Raw genomic sequence first — 16,623 nt, 5'->3', positions numbered from 1 at the left:
TCGGATGTTCTTCGCGACCTGACGACGTTTTGACCCAATTGCCGTCACGTGAGTTTGAATAGCCCGGCGTTCTGTAAACACCTTCGGGGTTAGATCTGGTGTCGCCGTTCGAACTCGACGGGTGAGAGCATGTCGTTGCGGACATGCTTGCGGGTCGGGTTGTAGAACATCCCGATGTAATCGAACACATCCTGGCGCGCTTCGTCCCGTGTCCGACAGGTCCGACGCCTGATCCTCTCGCGCTTGAGCAGATTGAAGAAGCGCTCGGCCACCGCAGTGTCGTGGCAGTTGCCGCGCCGATTTGCCCTGGCGATCGATCAGGTCGACTGGCACAGATTTTCGAAACCAGAAGACCGGACCTCGCCGGTGAACCAAGGATGCGACAGACCTATGCAAGGCACAAACATCCAATCGGCTGTGACAGGATGCTGTGACGGAATCCGACTGGCGACTCGCAATCGGCCCTAGCAATTTCAGTGACTTGGAAATGGCGGAGAGAAAGGGATTCGAACCCTTGAGACGGTTCCCCGCCTACACACTTTCCAGGCGTGCGCCTTCGACCACTCGGCCACCTCTCCGCATCGCTTCATGCCCGGTCTGGAAAGGCCGGGATCGCGGGTCCCCTGAGGGCCGCTGCGAGCGAGGCGCAATATACTCATCATCGTTTGCGGCGCAAGGGATCACTTTGGCGCGTCCCCGATTGTTTTTGACGGCCCGGATAACGATATTGGCAAAGCAACCGCCAGCTTGTGGCGCGCCCTTCTGCATGGCACAAGGCGTTTGTGCCCGGCAGCGGAACGAACCAGGGCCGGTTCGACTTGATCAAGTCAGGCACAGGGAATGTAGATGCGGCTTGTCTTGAGAATATTGGGCACCTGGCTGATTGGCTTGGCGCTGGTTCTTCTTGTGGTTGACGGCACCAAGTCATTGGCAGCCAATGCGCTGGTCTTTACCAGCCTGGGTGACGCCTGGACCCAGCTTCATCCGCCAAGTCTGGCCGCGGTGAGCGGGTTTTTCGAAAGCCGCTTTTTTGCCGATCTGCTTGATGCGGCCATGCAGGCGCTTCTGACTTATCCGGCCTTTGCCGTTCTTGGCCTGCCCGGTATTGTCATTGCGCTGGCCGGTCGCCGGCCGCGTCGCGAACGCTTTCTGCGCCAAGAGCAGTTTTGATGCATATCTGAGCCGGCGTAACCATTTTGCGCTCGTCACCGAATTGAGGGCTGAAAGGAGCAACTGATGTTCTTCCGTCAAAAGCCGACCACGATCCCCACACCCGCCGAGGCTCTCCCGGGCCGCGACGAGGTGATGCCCATAACACAGGGCCATTTCGTCAATGGGCAGGCGCTCAAAGGGCCTTATCCGGCCGGGGCTGAAACCATCTATTTTGGCCTGGGCTGTTTCTGGGGCGCCGAGCGCCTGTTCTGGAAACTGCCCGGTGTCCATGTCACCGCCGTGGGCTATCAGGGCGGGCATACGCCCAATCCGAGCTATGAAGAGGTCTGCTCGGGCCGCACCGGCCATACCGAGGCGGTCAAGGTGGTCTATGACCCCACTGCGATCAGCCTCGACACCCTCCTCAAGAGCTTCTGGGAAGAGCATGACCCGACCCAGGGCATGCGCCAGGGCAATGACGTGGGCACCCAATATCGCTCGGCGATCTACACGACCACGCCCGAACAGGCCGCAATCGTCGAGAACAGCCGCGCCGCCTATCAGCGGGCGCTCGACGCCCGTGGGCTGGGAAAGATCACCACCGAAATCGCCCCGGCCGGACCATTCTATTTTGCCGAGACCTATCACCAGCAATATCTGGCCAAGAACCCCAATGGCTATTGCGGCCTGGCCGGAACCGGGGTGAGCTGCCCCATCGGCACCGGCGTGGCCGCAGAATAGCGCGCCGTCTAGATCACCATCTGTCAGAGGGCGTCCCGGCTTGCCGGGGCGCCTTTTTCGCATCCGCTATGGCAGGATTGCATAGACCTTGAGCGGTCCGCCAACGGAGACCTCCTCCAGCCAGTCCGGCGGCGTGCCGGCGGCGAGCAGGCTCAAGACGGTGTTGGGCTCGCCAAGACCGGTGCCCTGCATTTCGGGCATGGCCGGGCAGGTGACCAGCAGCCCCAGGCCACGGTCGGTGGCAATCTGCCGGGCTTCGCTCACCGGCTGATTGAAGAAACGGAAAGCGTCCAGCACGCCCGCTTCATTGCGATGATAGGGCGCGGCAACCACGCCATGTGGTGTTTCAAGCAGCAGGTGCGCGCCCAGATCAATCGGCGTCATCACGCGTTCCGGCGGCAGACCGCGCAGATCGGCAAAGGCGTCACCGGCAAGGCAGGGCAACTTGCTGGCGCGGGTCGCGCTGACCAGCTGCGCCCGCCCATCGGGCAGCAGATTGACCACGCTGGACACCACGACACTGAGGATCATCCCGGAAAATACCAGCCAGGCAGCGGCAAGCGACAGGCCAGGCAGCAATTGGCGGCGGGCCAGATAGCGCTGCTGCGCCATTGCGATCAGCCAGGCCGCAGCCGGGATAGTGGGCAAAATGGCCAGCCGCGCGCCCCGGATCTGCGCCAGCATGACCACCATGGTGAGCACCAGAAACACCAGCAGCGTCAGCCAGCCCAGCCGCTTTTCCGGTGTCGCGCGAAAGGCCAGGGCCGCTGCGATCAGCCCCAGAAAAACCGGCGCGCCCAAGGTGATGGCATAGGCTGGCAGTTCGGGTAGCGAGGCATGCCAGGGCTTGGCTTCGATAATGGCGCCGATCCAGTTGTCCTGCAGCCAGGGATCGAGCGCCGCATAAGGGCCGCCCAGGCATTGCGGATAGACCAGGCTCACGAGAGCGCCTGCGGCAAGCCCGAGCCCGGCCAGCAGCCCCAGCCGCTGCCAGGCCCGGCGCGGCGCGGGCAGGCGCGCCACCAGCACAAAAACCAGCCCCACCAGCGCGCCCGCTAAGACATAGACCGGCGAGATCATGTCGCAGGCCGCCTCCAGCCAGCGTCCGGGTGGACGGGCCAGCATCAGCAGGCCCGCCAACCCGCCGCCAAGGCCCAAGCCGAACCGCATCAGATTGCCGGCGCGGGCCGGGTCGGCGACATAGCTCAGGCCAAAGGCCAGGATTGCAGCCAGCATGACCGGCACCGCTTCAAGGGCGATCGACAGCGCCAGCGCCGCACACAACCCGGCGATCCAGGCGGCGCCGGAACGGCGCAGCGCCACAAGGCTGGCCAGCAGCGTGGCCATGGTCAAAACGATGATGACATTGTGGTGGTCGACCCGGCCGGGCGAAAATTCGGCGAGAATCGCGGGGCTGAGGATCGGCAGCACAAACCCCGGCAGCAAGCCGGGCCGCCCCACCAGCTCCAGCGTCGTGCGGGCGCTGAGCCAGAGCAGCACGCCAAGCAGCAAGAGCGGCCAGGCCATGCCGGCTACCCACCCGGCCTGTCTGACATCGGTGATTTGGCGCGCCAGCCAGACCAGTCCGGCCAGCGGCAGATCGACCAGTCGTGACCAGTGGATTTCGGCGCCAAACGGGGTGTTGAGCCGATGCTGGACCAGATCGTACCAGCCCTGTCCGTCGAGAAAATCGCGCACCACCACCATGCGCATGGCGTCATCGGTGTCGAGAAACAGCGGCACACCGGCGCTGCCATTCACGCTGCGCCACAATAGGGTGGCGGCGACCAGCGCCCAGACTCCCACGAGCCACAACCAGTCCTTGCGGCCCAGTGTGCTTGTGCTCGGCTCTGGCATGATGCGTTCTCTCTGCGTCCTGGCGTCAAGCATGGCCCGGCACGCGTTAATGGCGTGTGCAGGGCCCGTTGCGGCACAAATGCGAAGCCGGTCTATACTGTGGCAGAAATCGAGGAGCATGACATGACCCTGGCGGCATTTCTGGGCCCCATCGGCCAGATCGCCCGCACCGTAAAGGACATTGCCGCGGCCAAGGCCTGGTATGGCGATGTGCTCGGCCTGCCCTTGCTGATCGAGGCCCAGGGTATGGCGTTTTTCGATGCCGGCGGCATCAGGCTCTATTTGCAGCAAAGCGAGGACGCCAGTGCCGAATCGATCCTTTATTTCCGCGTTGCCGACATCAAGGCGGCTCATGCCGATCTGGTAGCCAAGGGGGTCGCATTCCTCCAGCCGCCGCATGCTGTGCATCGGCATGCCGATGGCGCTGAGGAATGGCTGGCGTTCTTTGCCGACCCGGAAAAGCGGCCGCTGGCCCTGATGGCGCTGGTGCGGCCCGAAGCTTCAAACATGTGAAAAGACATGTCGCGCTAACCACTTGCCAACCATTACCGGGTCAGGATGGGCTTGGATGCAGGGTCTGCGCAGTGGACGCGAAAATTAACAAATTATTAACTTTGCCGGAGTCCGACCCGGCCAAGGCACTGGCGCCTATCCGGCGGCTGGTGCTTGGCGCATTTCTGGGCGCCCTGCTGGCCGGGGCCGTGCTGATCGCCTCGACACTGCATGTCATGCAGACAACCGACAGCCTATCAATGGCCGATGAGCGGGCGCGGGCCGCCCAAATTGCCGACATCCTGGTGGCCCTGCAGCCAGATCAGATCACGCCCGCCCTCGAGCGCCTGGGGCAGGTGGCCGGCCTGCGCAATCTTGCGCTGTCGCCCGCGGTTGCCATCGAGGAGTCCCAGCAATCCTTGCCGCTGCTCTCCGGCCCGCTAGGCAGTCACTTCCTCACCTGGACCGCCGAGCGGCCGGGCCTCTACCTGTTCAATACCTATGCTCCGCTGCGCGTGCCGCTCATGCTGGTGCTGATCTGCAGCGTATTGGCGTGTCTCGTGGCCATGCTGGGTCATGTGCGGCGCATCGAACATCAACGCATTGCCGCGCAACGTCAGGCCCTGCGTGATCATCTGACCGGCCTGCCCAATCGCCTGGCGCTCGAAGGGGAATTGTCCCGGCTCGCCGATGGCGACAGGAGTTTTTCCGTGTTGGCCCTGGATCTCGACCGGTTCAAGCCGGTCAACGACCTGTTCGGGCATCATGCCGGCGACCTGGCGCTGATCGAAGTGGCGCAGAGACTGGCAGCCCAATTGCTGCCGGGCGAATTTCTGGCCCGGATCGGCGGCGACGAGTTCGTCGCCATCGTGTATCGCAATCACCGCAAGGATCTTGTCCACCTGGCGCGCGATTGTATCGCCGCCATCGGTGCGCCGCTCGCCTCGGTGGGCTGGAATGTCAGCGTGGGCGTGAGCCTTGGGATTGTGCCAAACGGGCTCGGCGAGCCGGCGGCCGCGTTGCTCAAACAGGCCGACCGGGCGCTCTACGAAGCCAAGCGCCACGATGGCGGCGCGTTCTGTTTTACCGGCGAGACCAGGCCCGAACCGCGCGACAGTCTGGCGGGCGACGGTCCCCGGTCGGAACAATTGGCGCAAAGCGCCTGAATGCCGTTGCGGCGGGTCTAGGCTGATCCGTTCACGCGCGGCTTGGGCGACAGGCCGTGCATGAACAGCTGTTCGAGATAGCGCGCCGCATCCTCAAATCGCCCTTCACCATTGCGCCCCTTGCCCAGGACGGCCCGCACCTGCACGTCGAAATCGGCATAATGCTGCGTGGTCGCCCAGATCGAAAAGATCAAATGATAGGGATCGGTGCGGGCCAGCCTGCCCTGGTCCATCCAGGTCAGCAAAATCTTGGCCTTTTCGTCCACCAGAGCCTTGAGATCGATCTCGATCATTTCGGTGATGCGCGGCGCGCCCTGCAGCATTTCATTGGCGAACAGCCGGCTTTCGCGCGGAAAGTCCCGCGCCATTTCCAGCTTGCGCCTGATATAGGAGCGGATTTCGGTGAACGGGTCGCCGTTCTCGTCAAAATCGCGCAGCGGCGCCAGCCAGGTGTCGAGCAGCGCGGCGATCAGCCGGCGGTGAATTTCTTCCTTGCGCGGGAAATAATAGAGCAGGTTCGGCTTGCTCATCCCGGCCACTTCCGCAATCTGGTCGATGGTCGAGCCGCGGAAGCCGTGCATCGAAAACACGTCCAGCGCCGCTTCGAGAATGATGTCCTGCTTTTCCTTCTGGATGCGGGTCAGCGGCCGCTGGCGTGATGGCGGATGGGTCGCGGCCGCCTTGGCATCGGCCTTGTGCTGGCGCCTGGCGCTGACCGGGGGGTGCTCGACGGCCTTGAGTTTTTTTCCGGACATTTTCGCCTTGCGGGAATGTGTAGGGATGCTAACATTTTTCCAACTGGTCAAAATTTCCGGGGTTCGGACCGCCGCGTCAAGACCCAAAACGAGGCCAGGCCAAATTCAACGGGAGCGAGCGTTCGTGTCCACTTCGTCCAATGTTGCGCCAAACGATCTCAGCGCGTTCTGGATGCCCTTTACGGCAAACCGGCAGTTCAAGAAGGCACCACGCATGTTCGTGGCCGCCAGGGACATGCACTACACCACCTCCGATGGGCGCCAGGTGCTCGATGGTACGGCGGGCCTGTGGTGCGTCAATGCCGGTCATGCGCGCCCGAAAATCGTCGAGGCTATTGCCCGGCAGGCCGGTGAGCTCGATTATGCCCCCGCCTTCCAGATGGGCCATCCCAAGGCGTTCGAACTGGCCAATCGCCTGGTGGACCTCGCCCCTGACGGGCTCGACCATGTGCTGTTCACCAATTCGGGTTCCGAATCGGTGGAAACCGCGCTCAAGGTCGCGCTGGCCTATCACCGCGTCAAAGGCGAGGGCAGCCGCACCCGCCTGATCGGCCGCGAACGCGCTTATCACGGGGTCAATTTCGGCGGCATTTCGGTCGGCGGCATCGTCACCAACCGCAAGATGTTCGGCACGCTGCTCACTGGCGTCGACCACATGCCGCATACCCATGACCTTGCCAAGAACGCCTTTTCGCGCGGCGAGCCGGAGCATGGCGCCGATCTCGCCGACGAGCTCGAACGCATCGTCACCCTGCACGACGCCTCCACCATTGCCGCCGTCATTGTCGAGCCTGTGGCCGGCTCCACTGGCGTGCTGATTCCGCCCCCGGGTTATCTCAAGCGCCTGCGTGAGATCACCAGGAAGCATGGCATTCTGCTGATCTTTGACGAGGTCATCACCGGCTATGGGCGCCTGGGCACCCCCTTTGGGGCCGATTATTTCGGCGTCACGCCCGACATCATGGTGACCGCCAAGGGCCTGACCAATGGTGTCATCCCGATGGGCGCGGTCATGGTCTCGGCCGAGATCCACGACACCTTCATGCAGGGCCCCGAACATCTGATCGAGTTCTTCCACGGCTATACCTATTCGGGCAATCCGGTCGCCTCGGCCGCGGCGCTGGCCACGCTCGACACCTATAAGGAAGAAGGGTTGCTGACGCGCGGTGCGGCGCTGGCCAAGGCCTGGGAAGATGCGCTGCACTCTCTCAAGGGCCTGCCGCACGTCATCGATATCCGCAATATCGGCCTGGTTGGCGCCATCGAGCTCGAACCCATTGCCGGTTCGCCCACCAAGCGCGCCTTCTCGGCCTTCCTCAAGGCCTATGAGCAGGGCCTGCTCGTGCGCACCACCGGTGACATCATTGCGCTCTCCCCGCCGCTGATCATCTCGGAGAGCCAGATTGGCGAAATCGTCTCGACCCTGTCGGGCATCCTCAAGACGCTTGAATAGAATGGAACAAAAATTCTATACAGAAGAATATAGAATGAACGTTCCCAATCTGGAGGGGAAGCCCTGATGCACGTCATCGAAAACGCCGTCGCCGGCAAGCGCTATGTCTCGTCATCCACCCGCCGCGTCCCGGTGTACAACCCCGCCACCGGCGAGCAGAGCGCCGAATTGCCGCTCTCGACCATGGCCGAGCTCAATGCCGCGGTGGAAAGCGCGGTCAAGGCACAAGTGGCCTGGGGCAATACCCCGCCGATGAAGCGCGCCCGCGTCATGTTCAAGTTCAAGGCGCTGCTCGATCAATATGCCCATGACATCGCCCGCGAGATTTCCCGCGAACACGGCAAGGTGCATGACGATGCGCTGGGCGAAGTGGCGCGCGGCATCGACTGTGTCGATTTCGCCTGCGGCATTCCCCAGCTTTTGAAGGGCGAATTCTCCCGCAATGTCGGGCCTAGCATCGACAGCTATTCGGATCGCCAGCCGCTTGGTGTCGTGGCCGGCATCACCCCGTTCAACTTCCCGGCCATGGTGCCGATGTGGATGTATCCGGCGGCCATTGCCTGCGGCAATGCCTTCATCCTCAAGCCCTCCGAGCGCGACCCGTCCGCATCCATGCTGGCCTGGAACCTCTTCATGGAAGCCGGGCTTCCCGAAGGTATTCTCAACGTCGTGCATGGCGACAAGGAAATGGTCGATGGCATTCTCGACCATCCCGATATCAAGGCCGTCTCTTTTGTCGGTTCCACCCCGATCGCTGAATATGTCTATCAGCGCGGCACAAAGGCCGGGAAACGCATGCAGGCGCTGGGCGGGGCCAAGAACCACATGGTCATCATGCCCGATGCCGATCTGGACCAGGCCGCCGATGCGCTGATGGGCGCCGGCTATGGCTCGGCCGGCGAGCGCTGCATGGCCATTTCCGTGGCCGTGCCCGTCGGCAAGGAAACCGCCGATGCGCTGGTTGCCAAGCTCAAACCCCGCGTGGAAAGCTTGAAGATCGGCCCGGCCACCGACAAGGACGCCGAAATGGGTCCGGTGGTCACCAAGATGCACCGTGACAAGATCCTGGGCTATATCGATTCCGGCGTCGAAGAAGGCGCCAAGCTCGTCGTTGATGGCCGCGGCTTCAAGCTGCAGGGTTATGAAGAAGGCTATTATGTTGGCGGTACCCTGTTCGACAATGTCGAGCCGGACATGAAGATCTATAAGGAAGAGATCTTTGGCCCGGTGCTGTCGGTGGTCCGCCGCGACAGCTTCCAGGATGCGGTCGATCTGATCCACGGCCATGAATATGCCAATGGCACGGCCATCTTCACCCGCGACGGCGACGCCGCCCGCGAATTTGCCGACAAGATCGAAGTGGGCATGGTGGGCATCAATGTGCCCATCCCGGTGCCGGTGGCCTACCACTCCTTCGGCGGCTGGAAGCGAAGCCTGTTCGGCGACCATTCCATCTACGGGCCCGAGGGCGTGCATTTCTACACGCGGCTCAAAACCGTCACCACCCGCTGGCCTGCCGGCATCAAGGGCGGCGCCGAATTCAGCTTCCCGAGCGTAAAGTAGGAACTGATGGTCAGCGTCGCAGTCAAATCGCTGACCACCTACTCTCTCTCCGGCGCGGAGAGGGAACACAGCGCTGATACACCATCCTCCCGGCCCTGCCGTCCGCCTCTGCGCGACGGCGGGGTCATTTGTTTTGACCACCTGAACGACGAGTAAGCAGCATGACCTCTCCCGGCGAGAACCTTCGGATCAATGGCGACCGGCTCTGGGAGAGCCTGATGGAGATGGCCAAGATCGGCCCGGGCGTCGCCGGCGGCAATAACCGCCAGACCCTGACCGATGCCGACAAGGAAGGGCGCGAGCTGTTTGCCCGCTGGTGCGAGGAGGCCGGGCTGACCCTGGGCGTCGACCAGATGGGCACCATGTTCGCCCGCCGCGAAGGCACCGATCCCGATGCCCTGCCGGTCTATGTCGGCAGCCATCTCGATACCCAGCCGACGGGCGGCAAATATGACGGGGTGCTGGGCGTGCTGGGCGGGCTCGAAGTCATCCGCTCGCTCAACGATCTGGGCATCAAGACCCGCCACCCCATTGTCGTCACCAACTGGACCAATGAAGAGGGCACCCGCTTTGCCCCCGCCATGCTGGCCTCGGGCGTCTTTGCCGGCATGCACGAACTCGACTGGGCCTATGACCGCACCGATGCCAATGGCCTGCGCTTCGGCGATGAGCTCGAACGCATCGGCTGGAAGGGCGAGGAGGCCGTCGGCGCGCGCAAGATGCACGCCTTTTTCGAGCTGCATATCGAGCAAGGGCCCATCCTTGAGGCCGAGGGCAAGGATATTGGCGTCGTCACCCATGGCCAGGGCCTGTGGTGGCTCGAGGTGACCCTGACCGGCAAGGACGCCCATACCGGCTCGACCCCGATGAATATGCGCGTCAATGCGGGCCTGGGCATGGCCCGTGTGACCGAGGCGGTGCACCGCATCGCCATGGCGCATCAGCCCAATGCCGTGGGCGCTGTGGGGCAGGCCAATGTCTATCCCAATTCGCGCAATGTCATTCCGGGCAAGGCGGTGTTCACCATCGACATCCGCTCGCCAGAACTGGACAAGCTCACCTCGATGCGCGAGCAGATCGAGGCCGAGGCGGCAAAAATCGCCGAGGAGCTGGGCCTGGGGCTGTCCATCGAACCGACTGGCCATTTCGATCCGGTGACGTTCGACGAGAACTGCGTCAAGGCCGTCCGCGACGCCGCCGACCGGCTTGGCTACAGCCACCGCAACATCGTCTCGGGCGCCGGGCACGATGCTTGCTGGATCAACCGGCTCTACCCCACAGCCATGGTCATGTGCCCCTGCGTCGATGGCCTCAGCCACAACGAGGCCGAGGACATTTCCAAGGAATGGGCGACCGCAGGAGCCGACGTGCTGTTCCACGCCGTGGTCGAGACAGCGGAGATCGTGGAGTAATTTCAGGAATTTCACGCTCGCCACGACGCTCAGGAGAAGGCGCAGGCAGGGTGTGACACCAAAAGACAAGGGAACGCATTATGAGCACAGTCATCAAGAACGGCACCATCGTCACCGCCGATCTCAGCTACGAAGCCGATGTGAAGATCGAGGGCGGCACCATTGTCGAGATCGGCAAGAACCTTTCGGGCGACGAGACCCTGGACGCCACTGGCTGCCTGATCATGCCGGGGGGCATCGACCCGCATACCCATCTCGAAATGCCCTTCATGGGCACCTATTCGGCCGATGATTTCGAGAGCGGCACGCGGGCGGCGCTGGCGGGCGGCACCACCATGGTGGTCGATTTCTGCCTGCCCAATCCGGACCAGAGCCTGCTTGAGGCCCTCAAAATGTGGGACAACAAGTCGGGCAAAGCCTCAACGGATTATTCCTTCCACATGGCCATCACCTGGTGGGGCGAGCAGGTGTTCAATGAAATGGCCGAGGTGGTCGACCGCGGCATCACCTCGTTCAAGCATTTCATGGCCTATAAGGGCGCGCTGATGGTGAACGACGACGAGATGTTCGCTTCGTTCCAGCGCTGCGCCGCGCTCGGCGCGCTGCCTCTGGTCCATGCCGAGAACGGCGATGTGGTTGCCGCGATGACCGCAAAACTGCTCGCCGAAGGCAATAATGGCCCCGAAGGCCATGCCTATTCCCGCCCCCCCGAAGTCGAAGGCGAAGCCACCAATCGCGCCATCATGCTGGCCGACATGGCCGGGGTGCCGCTCTATGTGGTGCACACAAGCTGCGAACAGGCCCATGAAGCCATCCGCCGCGCCCGGCAAAAGGGCATGCGGGTCTATGGCGAGCCGCTGATCCAGCATCTGACGCTGGACGAGAGCGAATATTTCAACCCAGATTGGGACCATGCTGCCCGCCGGGTCATGTCCCCGCCCTTCCGCAACAAGCAGCATCAGGATTCGCTCTGGGCCGGGCTGCAGGCGGGCTCGCTCTCCTGCGTCGCCACCGACCACTGCGCCTTTACCACCGATCAGAAGCGTTTCGGCGTCGGTAATTTCTCGAAAATCCCCAACGGCACGGGCGGCCTCGAAGATCGCCTGCCGGTACTCTGGACGGCCGGGGTCAACACCGGGCGCCTCACGCCCAATGAATTCGTTGCCGTCACCTCGACCAATATCGCCAAGATCCTCAACCTTTACCCCAAAAAGGGTGCGGTCATGGTCGGCGCCGATGCCGATCTCGTGGTCTGGGACCCCAAGCGAAGCAAGACCATTTCGGCCGGCAACCAGCAATCGGTGATCGACTACAATGTGTTTGAAGGCTTCGAAGTGACGGGTCTGCCACGCTTCGTCTTGAGCCGCGGCAAGGTCTCCATCGTCGAAAGCGAGGTCAAGGCCGAGCCGGGTCATGGCAAGTTCGTCGCCCGCGAGGCAAAAAACCCTGTGAACCGCGCGCTCAGCCAGTGGAAGGACATCGTCGCCCCCCGCAAGGTGGAACGCACTGGCATTCCGGCGACGGGGGTTTGAGGATGGTGGCGAAGCCTTGCCTATGCGGCTGCGGAGGAGAGCCTCGGTCTGGGGACTTTCTTCCGGGCCACGATCAGAAGCTCCGCTCTGCTATCGAGAAAAGCGCTGGCGGCATTATGGCCGTCAAAGAGATCGTAGAGCGTGAGTTGGGCGTGACGATTGTCGTGAAGGACTAATATGACCACCGTCGTCTCCGCCCAGAACCTCGGCCTCACTTTCCCCACTGGCGATGGCGATATCGTTGCGCTGTCCGATGTTAATCTCACCATTGAGAAGGGCGATTTCGTCTCGTTCATCGGCCCTTCGGGCTGCGGCAAGACCACGTTTCTGCGCACCATTGCCGATCTCGAAAAGCCCACTTCGGGCAGCTTGACGGTGAACGGCCTGAGCCCCGAGGAAGCCCGCCGCAACCGGGCCTATGGCTATGTGTTCCAGGCGGCCGCGCTCTATCCCTGGCGCACCATCGAAAAGAACATCGCCCTGCCGCTCGAGATCATGGGGCATTCGGCACAGGAACAGGCCGAGCGCATCAAGCGCACCATGGAACTGGTAAACCTGTCGGGCTTCGAGAAAAAATATCCCTGGCAGCTTTCCGGCGGCATGCAGCAGCGCGCCTCCATCGCCCGCGCGCTAAGCTTTGACGCCGATCTGCTCTTGATGGACGAACCCTTCGGCGCGCTCGATGAAATCGTCCGCGATCACCTCAATTCCGAGCTCTTGAAGCTCTGGGCCCGCACGGAAAAGACCATCTGTTTCGTCACCCACTCCATCCCCGAGGCGGTCTATCTCTCCACCCGCATCGTGGTCATGTCGCCGCGCCCCGGCCGGGTCACCGACATCATTGAATCGACCCTACCCAAGGAACGCCCCCTCGACATCCGCGAAACGCCGGAATTTCTGGCCATAGCTGCACGCGTCCGCGAGGGCCTGCGGGCTGGGCATAGCTATGACGAGGGGAACCAATGAACGGCTTGCAGGTCGTTGGGTTGGTGTCCACGGTTTTGGGCGCGTTGGTGGTAGCGGTGTTCACGCTCATCGCCAGTGACAAGTCCATACATCGGCTGGCGACTGCGAGGTGGGATTTTAGCTCCGAGATTGTGAAAGATCAGGTTGCCAAGAAGTTCGACAACACGATCGGTTTTGCGTTGATTTTCTTTGGGTTTTTGGCCCAGCTTTTCGACGCTGCCGGGGCGGGCCATCTTCCGGATTACTACGTACTTCCCTTCATAGCCGCCTTGGCGTTTCTCGTTGCCGTGTACTTGGTCTGTCGGCGCTGGCTAGTAGAAACCGAGAGCACAAGAATTGTTGGGGAACGCCCGTCCGTGTTCAAGAAGCTGGCGAGCGGTCGCATCCTCCCCGTCCTCACCATTCTCCTCGCTATCCTCGCGATCTGGTATGCCGCTGCAATTTGGATGAACGCACCATGGCAGGAGCGGCTCAATGCGCGCGCGGACCTGGTCGATGTGCCCTTTACCGAGTTTGCCGCCCAGACCTGGGCGCAGGACAAGCCGGTGCTGCCCGCGCCGCATCAGGTGATTGCCGAAATCTGGAATGCCACGGTGGCGCTCGAAATCACCTCGCGCCGTTCGCTCGCCTATCACGCTTGGATCACCCTTTCGGCAACCCTGCTCGGCTTTGCTTTCGGCACGGTTCTGGGCGTGGCGCTGGCGGTGGCCATCATTCACAATGATGCGTCGGACCGCTCGCTGATGCCCTGGATCATCGCCAGCCAGACCATTCCCATTCTGGCCATCGCGCCCATGGTGGTGGTGGGCCTGGGTTCGGTCGGGCTGACCGGGCTGGTGCCCAAGGCGCTGATCTCGATGTATCTGAGCTTCTTCCCGGTCGTGGTCGGCATGGTCAAGGGGCTGCGCTCGCCCGAGGCCATCCAGCTTGATCTCATGCGCACCTATGATGCCAATGGCTGGCAGGTGTTCTGGAAATTGCGCTGGCCCGCCGCCATGCCCCTCCTCTTTGCCTCGATGAAAGTGGGCATTGCCATTTCGCTGATCGGTGCCGTCGTCGCCGAACTGTCCAATGCCTCGGGCGGGGGCTTGGGAGTGCGCCTCCTCACCGGCTCCTATAACGGCCAGACGGTGCAGATCTGGGCGGCCCTGTTCATCGCGGCGGGCCTTGCGGCAGTCCTCGTTGCCATTGTTGGCTCGGCTGAGAAATGGGTCAATACGCGCATGGGAGCACGGGCATGAACCGCACCGGCCTGACGGCCATGCAATTGGCACTGGCCCTCCTGGCCGGCGGCGCCGCGCTTCTGGGCCTGGGGTTCGGCTTTTCCAGTTTTGGCACCGCCCCGTTGCTGACCCTCTATTTTGCACTCGGCGCGGCGTCGCTGGTCCGGCTGGCGCTGCCGTTCAGCCTCTGGTTCGACGGCGCGCTTATGCTGTTCGGCGCCGTGGCGCTGATCCTGGCGCTGCCCGCCGAGGGCGCCATGCCGGCCCATTTCTGGTGGGCGCTGGTGGCGAGCTGGGCGTTTGCCTGGTTGTTTGTCGAACGCCTGTCGGCCGCCATCCGCCAGGGCCAATTGCCCGAAACCGGCACGGGTCTGGTCATCCCGATCATTTTCGGCCTTGCTTTGCTGGTCGCCTGGGAAGTCATCACCCGCGGCGCCAACGTACCGCCGGTGCTGCTGCCGCCGCCCTCGGCGATCTGGGCGCGCATGACCGCCGAAGTGCCCACGCTCTGGGCCGATTTCGTGCAGACCTTCATCAAATCGGTACTGCCCGGCTATGCCATGGGCTGTCTGGCGGGGCTCATCGTCGCCATTGCCGTCGACCGCTCGCCCTTCCTCAAGGCCGGCGTCATGCCCATCGGCAATTTCATGTCGGCGCTGCCCATTATCGGCATCGCGCCCATCATGGTCATGTGGTTCGGCTTTGACTGGCAGAGTAAGGCTGCGGTCGTGGTCGCCATGACCTTCTTCCCCATGCTGGTCAATACCGTGGCCGGGCTCAACGCCGCCTCTGCCATCGAGCGCGACCTCATGCACACCTATGCCGCCAACTATTGGCAAACCCTTATGAAGCTACGGCTCCCCGCTGCGGGCCCCTTCATATTCAACGCCCTCAAGATCAACTCGACTCTGGCCTTGATCGGCGCAATCGTAGCGGAATTCTTCGGAACGCCCATTGTGGGAATGGGCTTCCGGATTTCGACCGGGGTGGGGCGTCTCGCCATCGACCTGGTCTGGGCGGAGATCGCTGTTGCGGCGGTCGCGGGGTCCGCCTTCTACGGGGTGATCGCCCTCATCGAAAGGGGCGTCACCTTCTGGCATCCGTCTGTCCGTGGTGGACGGACGTAAAGGGAAAAGGGAACGACAACATGAAAAAGTTTATCGGAGGTCTCGTTGCAGGCGCCTTGGCGCTTTCGGCCAGCACCGCCTTCGCGCAGGACGCGCTGACCCTGCAATTGAAATGGGTCACGCAGGCCCAGTTCGCCGGCTATCTGGTCGCTGAATCCAAGGGCTTTTATGACGAAGAAAATCTCGACGTCACCATCCTGCCCGGCGGCCCCAATATCGCCCCCGAACAGGTGATCGCCGGCGGTGGCGCCGATATCATCGTCACCTGGATGGCCGCCGGCATGGCCGCCCGTGAATCGGGTGTGCCCCTGGTCAATATCGCCCAGCCCTTCAAGCGCTCGGGCCTGATGATGATCTGCCCCGAGGAAACCGGCATCACCGAAGTCGCTGATTTCCCCGGCCATACCCTGGGCGTCTGGTTCTTTGGCAATGAATATCCCTTCTTTGCCTGGATGAACAAGGAAGGCATCCCCACTGATGGCTCGGAAGGCGGCGTCACGGTGCTGCAGCAGAGCTTTGATATCCAGCCCATGATCCAGGGCCAGGCCGACTGCATCTCGGTCATGACCTATAACGAATATGGTCAGGCGCTCGATGCCGGCTACGGCCCGGATAATCTGACCATCTTCAACTATACCGACATGGGCAATGACCTGCTTGAAGACGGTCTCTATGTCATGGAAGACACGCTGGAGGATCCGGCCAAGGTCGACGCCTATACACGCTTTGTGAAGGCCTCGATGAAGGGCTGGGCCTATGCCCTGGAAAACCCGGAAGAAGCCGCCGAGATCGTGGTTGAAATGGACGATACCGGTGCCGCCGAATATGAGCACCAGCTCTATATGACCGGCGAGGTTTCCAAGCTTGTCGATGCCACCGACCCGGCCCTCGACATGGACACCTATGAGCGCACGGTGCAGGCCCTGCTCGACCAGGAAATCATCACCGCAACTCCGGAAGGCGCCTACACGACCGTCGTCACCGACGCCCTGAAGTAAGCAGCGCTTACCGAGTGAATGGAGCGGGCGGGGAGCAATCCCCGCCCGCCGTCATTCTGCCCCATTCGGAACAAAACCACCCCCCTCACAGTTGTTTGACCACTCGCGTCTTTCAACAAGAGGGTTTTCCCCCATGAACTCCATCATTTATCTCGTCGGCCTTGTCGTGATTGTCATGGCTATCCT

At 62.4% G+C, this 16,623-nt stretch carries 14 protein-coding genes, 1 tRNA gene and 1 pseudogene; 12 read left to right on the top strand and 4 right to left on the bottom strand.

Annotation, left to right across the window (positions count from 1 at the left end; genetic code table 11):
- Positions 1–89: 89 nt before the first annotated feature.
- A pseudogene (locus DDE76_RS01320) lies at positions 90–302 on the bottom strand (IS3 family transposase); the annotation flags it as partial.
- Between the two features lie 186 nt (positions 303–488).
- Positions 489–578, bottom strand: a tRNA-Ser gene (locus DDE76_RS01315).
- A gap of 268 nt (positions 579–846) precedes the next feature.
- Here DDE76_RS01315 and DDE76_RS01310 point away from each other — a divergent pair.
- Positions 847–1,170 carry a hypothetical protein gene (locus DDE76_RS01310; protein WP_157955614.1) on the top strand — a complete coding sequence of 108 codons (324 nt, stop codon included), beginning with the start codon at positions 847–849 and terminating at the stop codon, positions 1,168–1,170.
- A gap of 66 nt (positions 1,171–1,236) precedes the next feature.
- Positions 1,237–1,893: a peptide-methionine (S)-S-oxide reductase MsrA gene (msrA, locus tag DDE76_RS01305; RefSeq protein WP_104892437.1), complete on the top strand. Its 657-nt coding sequence runs from the start codon at positions 1,237–1,239 to the stop codon at positions 1,891–1,893.
- Between the two features lie 66 nt (positions 1,894–1,959).
- Here msrA and DDE76_RS01300 read toward each other — a convergent pair whose 3' ends face one another.
- The gene (locus tag DDE76_RS01300) at positions 1,960–3,750 is read right to left on the bottom strand and encodes a hypothetical protein (protein ID WP_157955613.1); all 1,791 of its coding nucleotides are present in this window, start codon (positions 3,748–3,750) and stop codon (positions 1,960–1,962) included.
- A 123-nt stretch (positions 3,751–3,873) separates the two neighbouring features.
- On the opposite strand from DDE76_RS01300, the gene DDE76_RS01295 reads away from it, so the two are divergent.
- The gene (locus tag DDE76_RS01295) at positions 3,874–4,263 is read left to right on the top strand and encodes a VOC family protein (RefSeq protein ID WP_104894801.1); all 390 of its coding nucleotides are present in this window, start codon (positions 3,874–3,876) and stop codon (positions 4,261–4,263) included.
- Positions 4,264–4,364: 101 nt separating this feature from the next.
- Positions 4,365–5,408: a GGDEF domain-containing protein gene (locus tag DDE76_RS01290; protein ID WP_245891757.1), complete on the top strand. Its 1,044-nt coding sequence runs from the start codon at positions 4,365–4,367 to the stop codon at positions 5,406–5,408.
- A 17-nt stretch (positions 5,409–5,425) separates the two neighbouring features.
- Here the strand turns inward: DDE76_RS01290 and DDE76_RS01285 are convergent, their stop codons facing one another.
- Positions 5,426–6,163, bottom strand: coding sequence for a TetR family transcriptional regulator C-terminal domain-containing protein (locus DDE76_RS01285; protein ID WP_104892434.1), 738 nt, complete (start codon positions 6,161–6,163; stop codon positions 5,426–5,428).
- A gap of 124 nt (positions 6,164–6,287) precedes the next feature.
- Here DDE76_RS01285 and aptA point away from each other — a divergent pair, with 124 nt between their 5' ends.
- The 8 genes from aptA to DDE76_RS01245 all read left to right on the top strand — a co-directional run bounded on the left by aptA (position 6,288) and on the right by DDE76_RS01245 (position 16,437).
- A complete protein-coding gene (gene aptA, locus DDE76_RS01280) occupies positions 6,288–7,616 on the top strand; it encodes an omega-aminotransferase AptA (protein WP_461382158.1) in 1,329 nt (442 codons plus the stop codon).
- Between the two features lie 66 nt (positions 7,617–7,682).
- Positions 7,683–9,179 carry a CoA-acylating methylmalonate-semialdehyde dehydrogenase gene (locus DDE76_RS01275; RefSeq protein ID WP_104892432.1) on the top strand — a complete coding sequence of 499 codons (1,497 nt, stop codon included), beginning with the start codon at positions 7,683–7,685 and terminating at the stop codon, positions 9,177–9,179.
- A gap of 161 nt (positions 9,180–9,340) precedes the next feature.
- Complete coding sequence (locus DDE76_RS01270; RefSeq protein ID WP_104892431.1) at positions 9,341–10,591, top strand: Zn-dependent hydrolase; 1,251 nt, start codon at positions 9,341–9,343, stop codon at positions 10,589–10,591.
- Between the two features lie 80 nt (positions 10,592–10,671).
- The gene (gene hydA, locus DDE76_RS01265) at positions 10,672–12,123 is read left to right on the top strand and encodes a dihydropyrimidinase (protein WP_104892430.1); all 1,452 of its coding nucleotides are present in this window, start codon (positions 10,672–10,674) and stop codon (positions 12,121–12,123) included.
- Positions 12,124–12,300: 177 nt separating this feature from the next.
- Positions 12,301–13,089 carry an ABC transporter ATP-binding protein gene (locus DDE76_RS01260; RefSeq protein WP_104892429.1) on the top strand — a complete coding sequence of 263 codons (789 nt, stop codon included), beginning with the start codon at positions 12,301–12,303 and terminating at the stop codon, positions 13,087–13,089.
- Between the two features lie 356 nt (positions 13,090–13,445).
- On the top strand, positions 13,446–14,330 hold the full coding sequence (locus tag DDE76_RS01255; RefSeq protein ID WP_245891756.1) for an ABC transporter permease: 885 nt from the start codon (positions 13,446–13,448) through the stop codon (positions 14,328–14,330).
- A complete protein-coding gene (locus DDE76_RS01250) occupies positions 14,327–15,439 on the top strand; it encodes an ABC transporter permease (RefSeq protein ID WP_104892427.1) in 1,113 nt (370 codons plus the stop codon). Before DDE76_RS01255 ends, DDE76_RS01250 begins: the two co-directional genes overlap by 4 nt.
- A 20-nt stretch (positions 15,440–15,459) precedes the next feature.
- Complete coding sequence (locus DDE76_RS01245; protein WP_104892426.1) at positions 15,460–16,437, top strand: ABC transporter substrate-binding protein; 978 nt, start codon at positions 15,460–15,462, stop codon at positions 16,435–16,437.
- Positions 16,438–16,623: the final 186 nt, after the last annotated feature.

Source organism: Devosia indica (assembly GCF_003056405.1).
Lineage (GTDB): Bacteria > Pseudomonadota > Alphaproteobacteria > Rhizobiales > Devosiaceae > Devosia > Devosia indica.
This window is presented reverse-complemented; position numbering and strand designations above follow the sequence as displayed.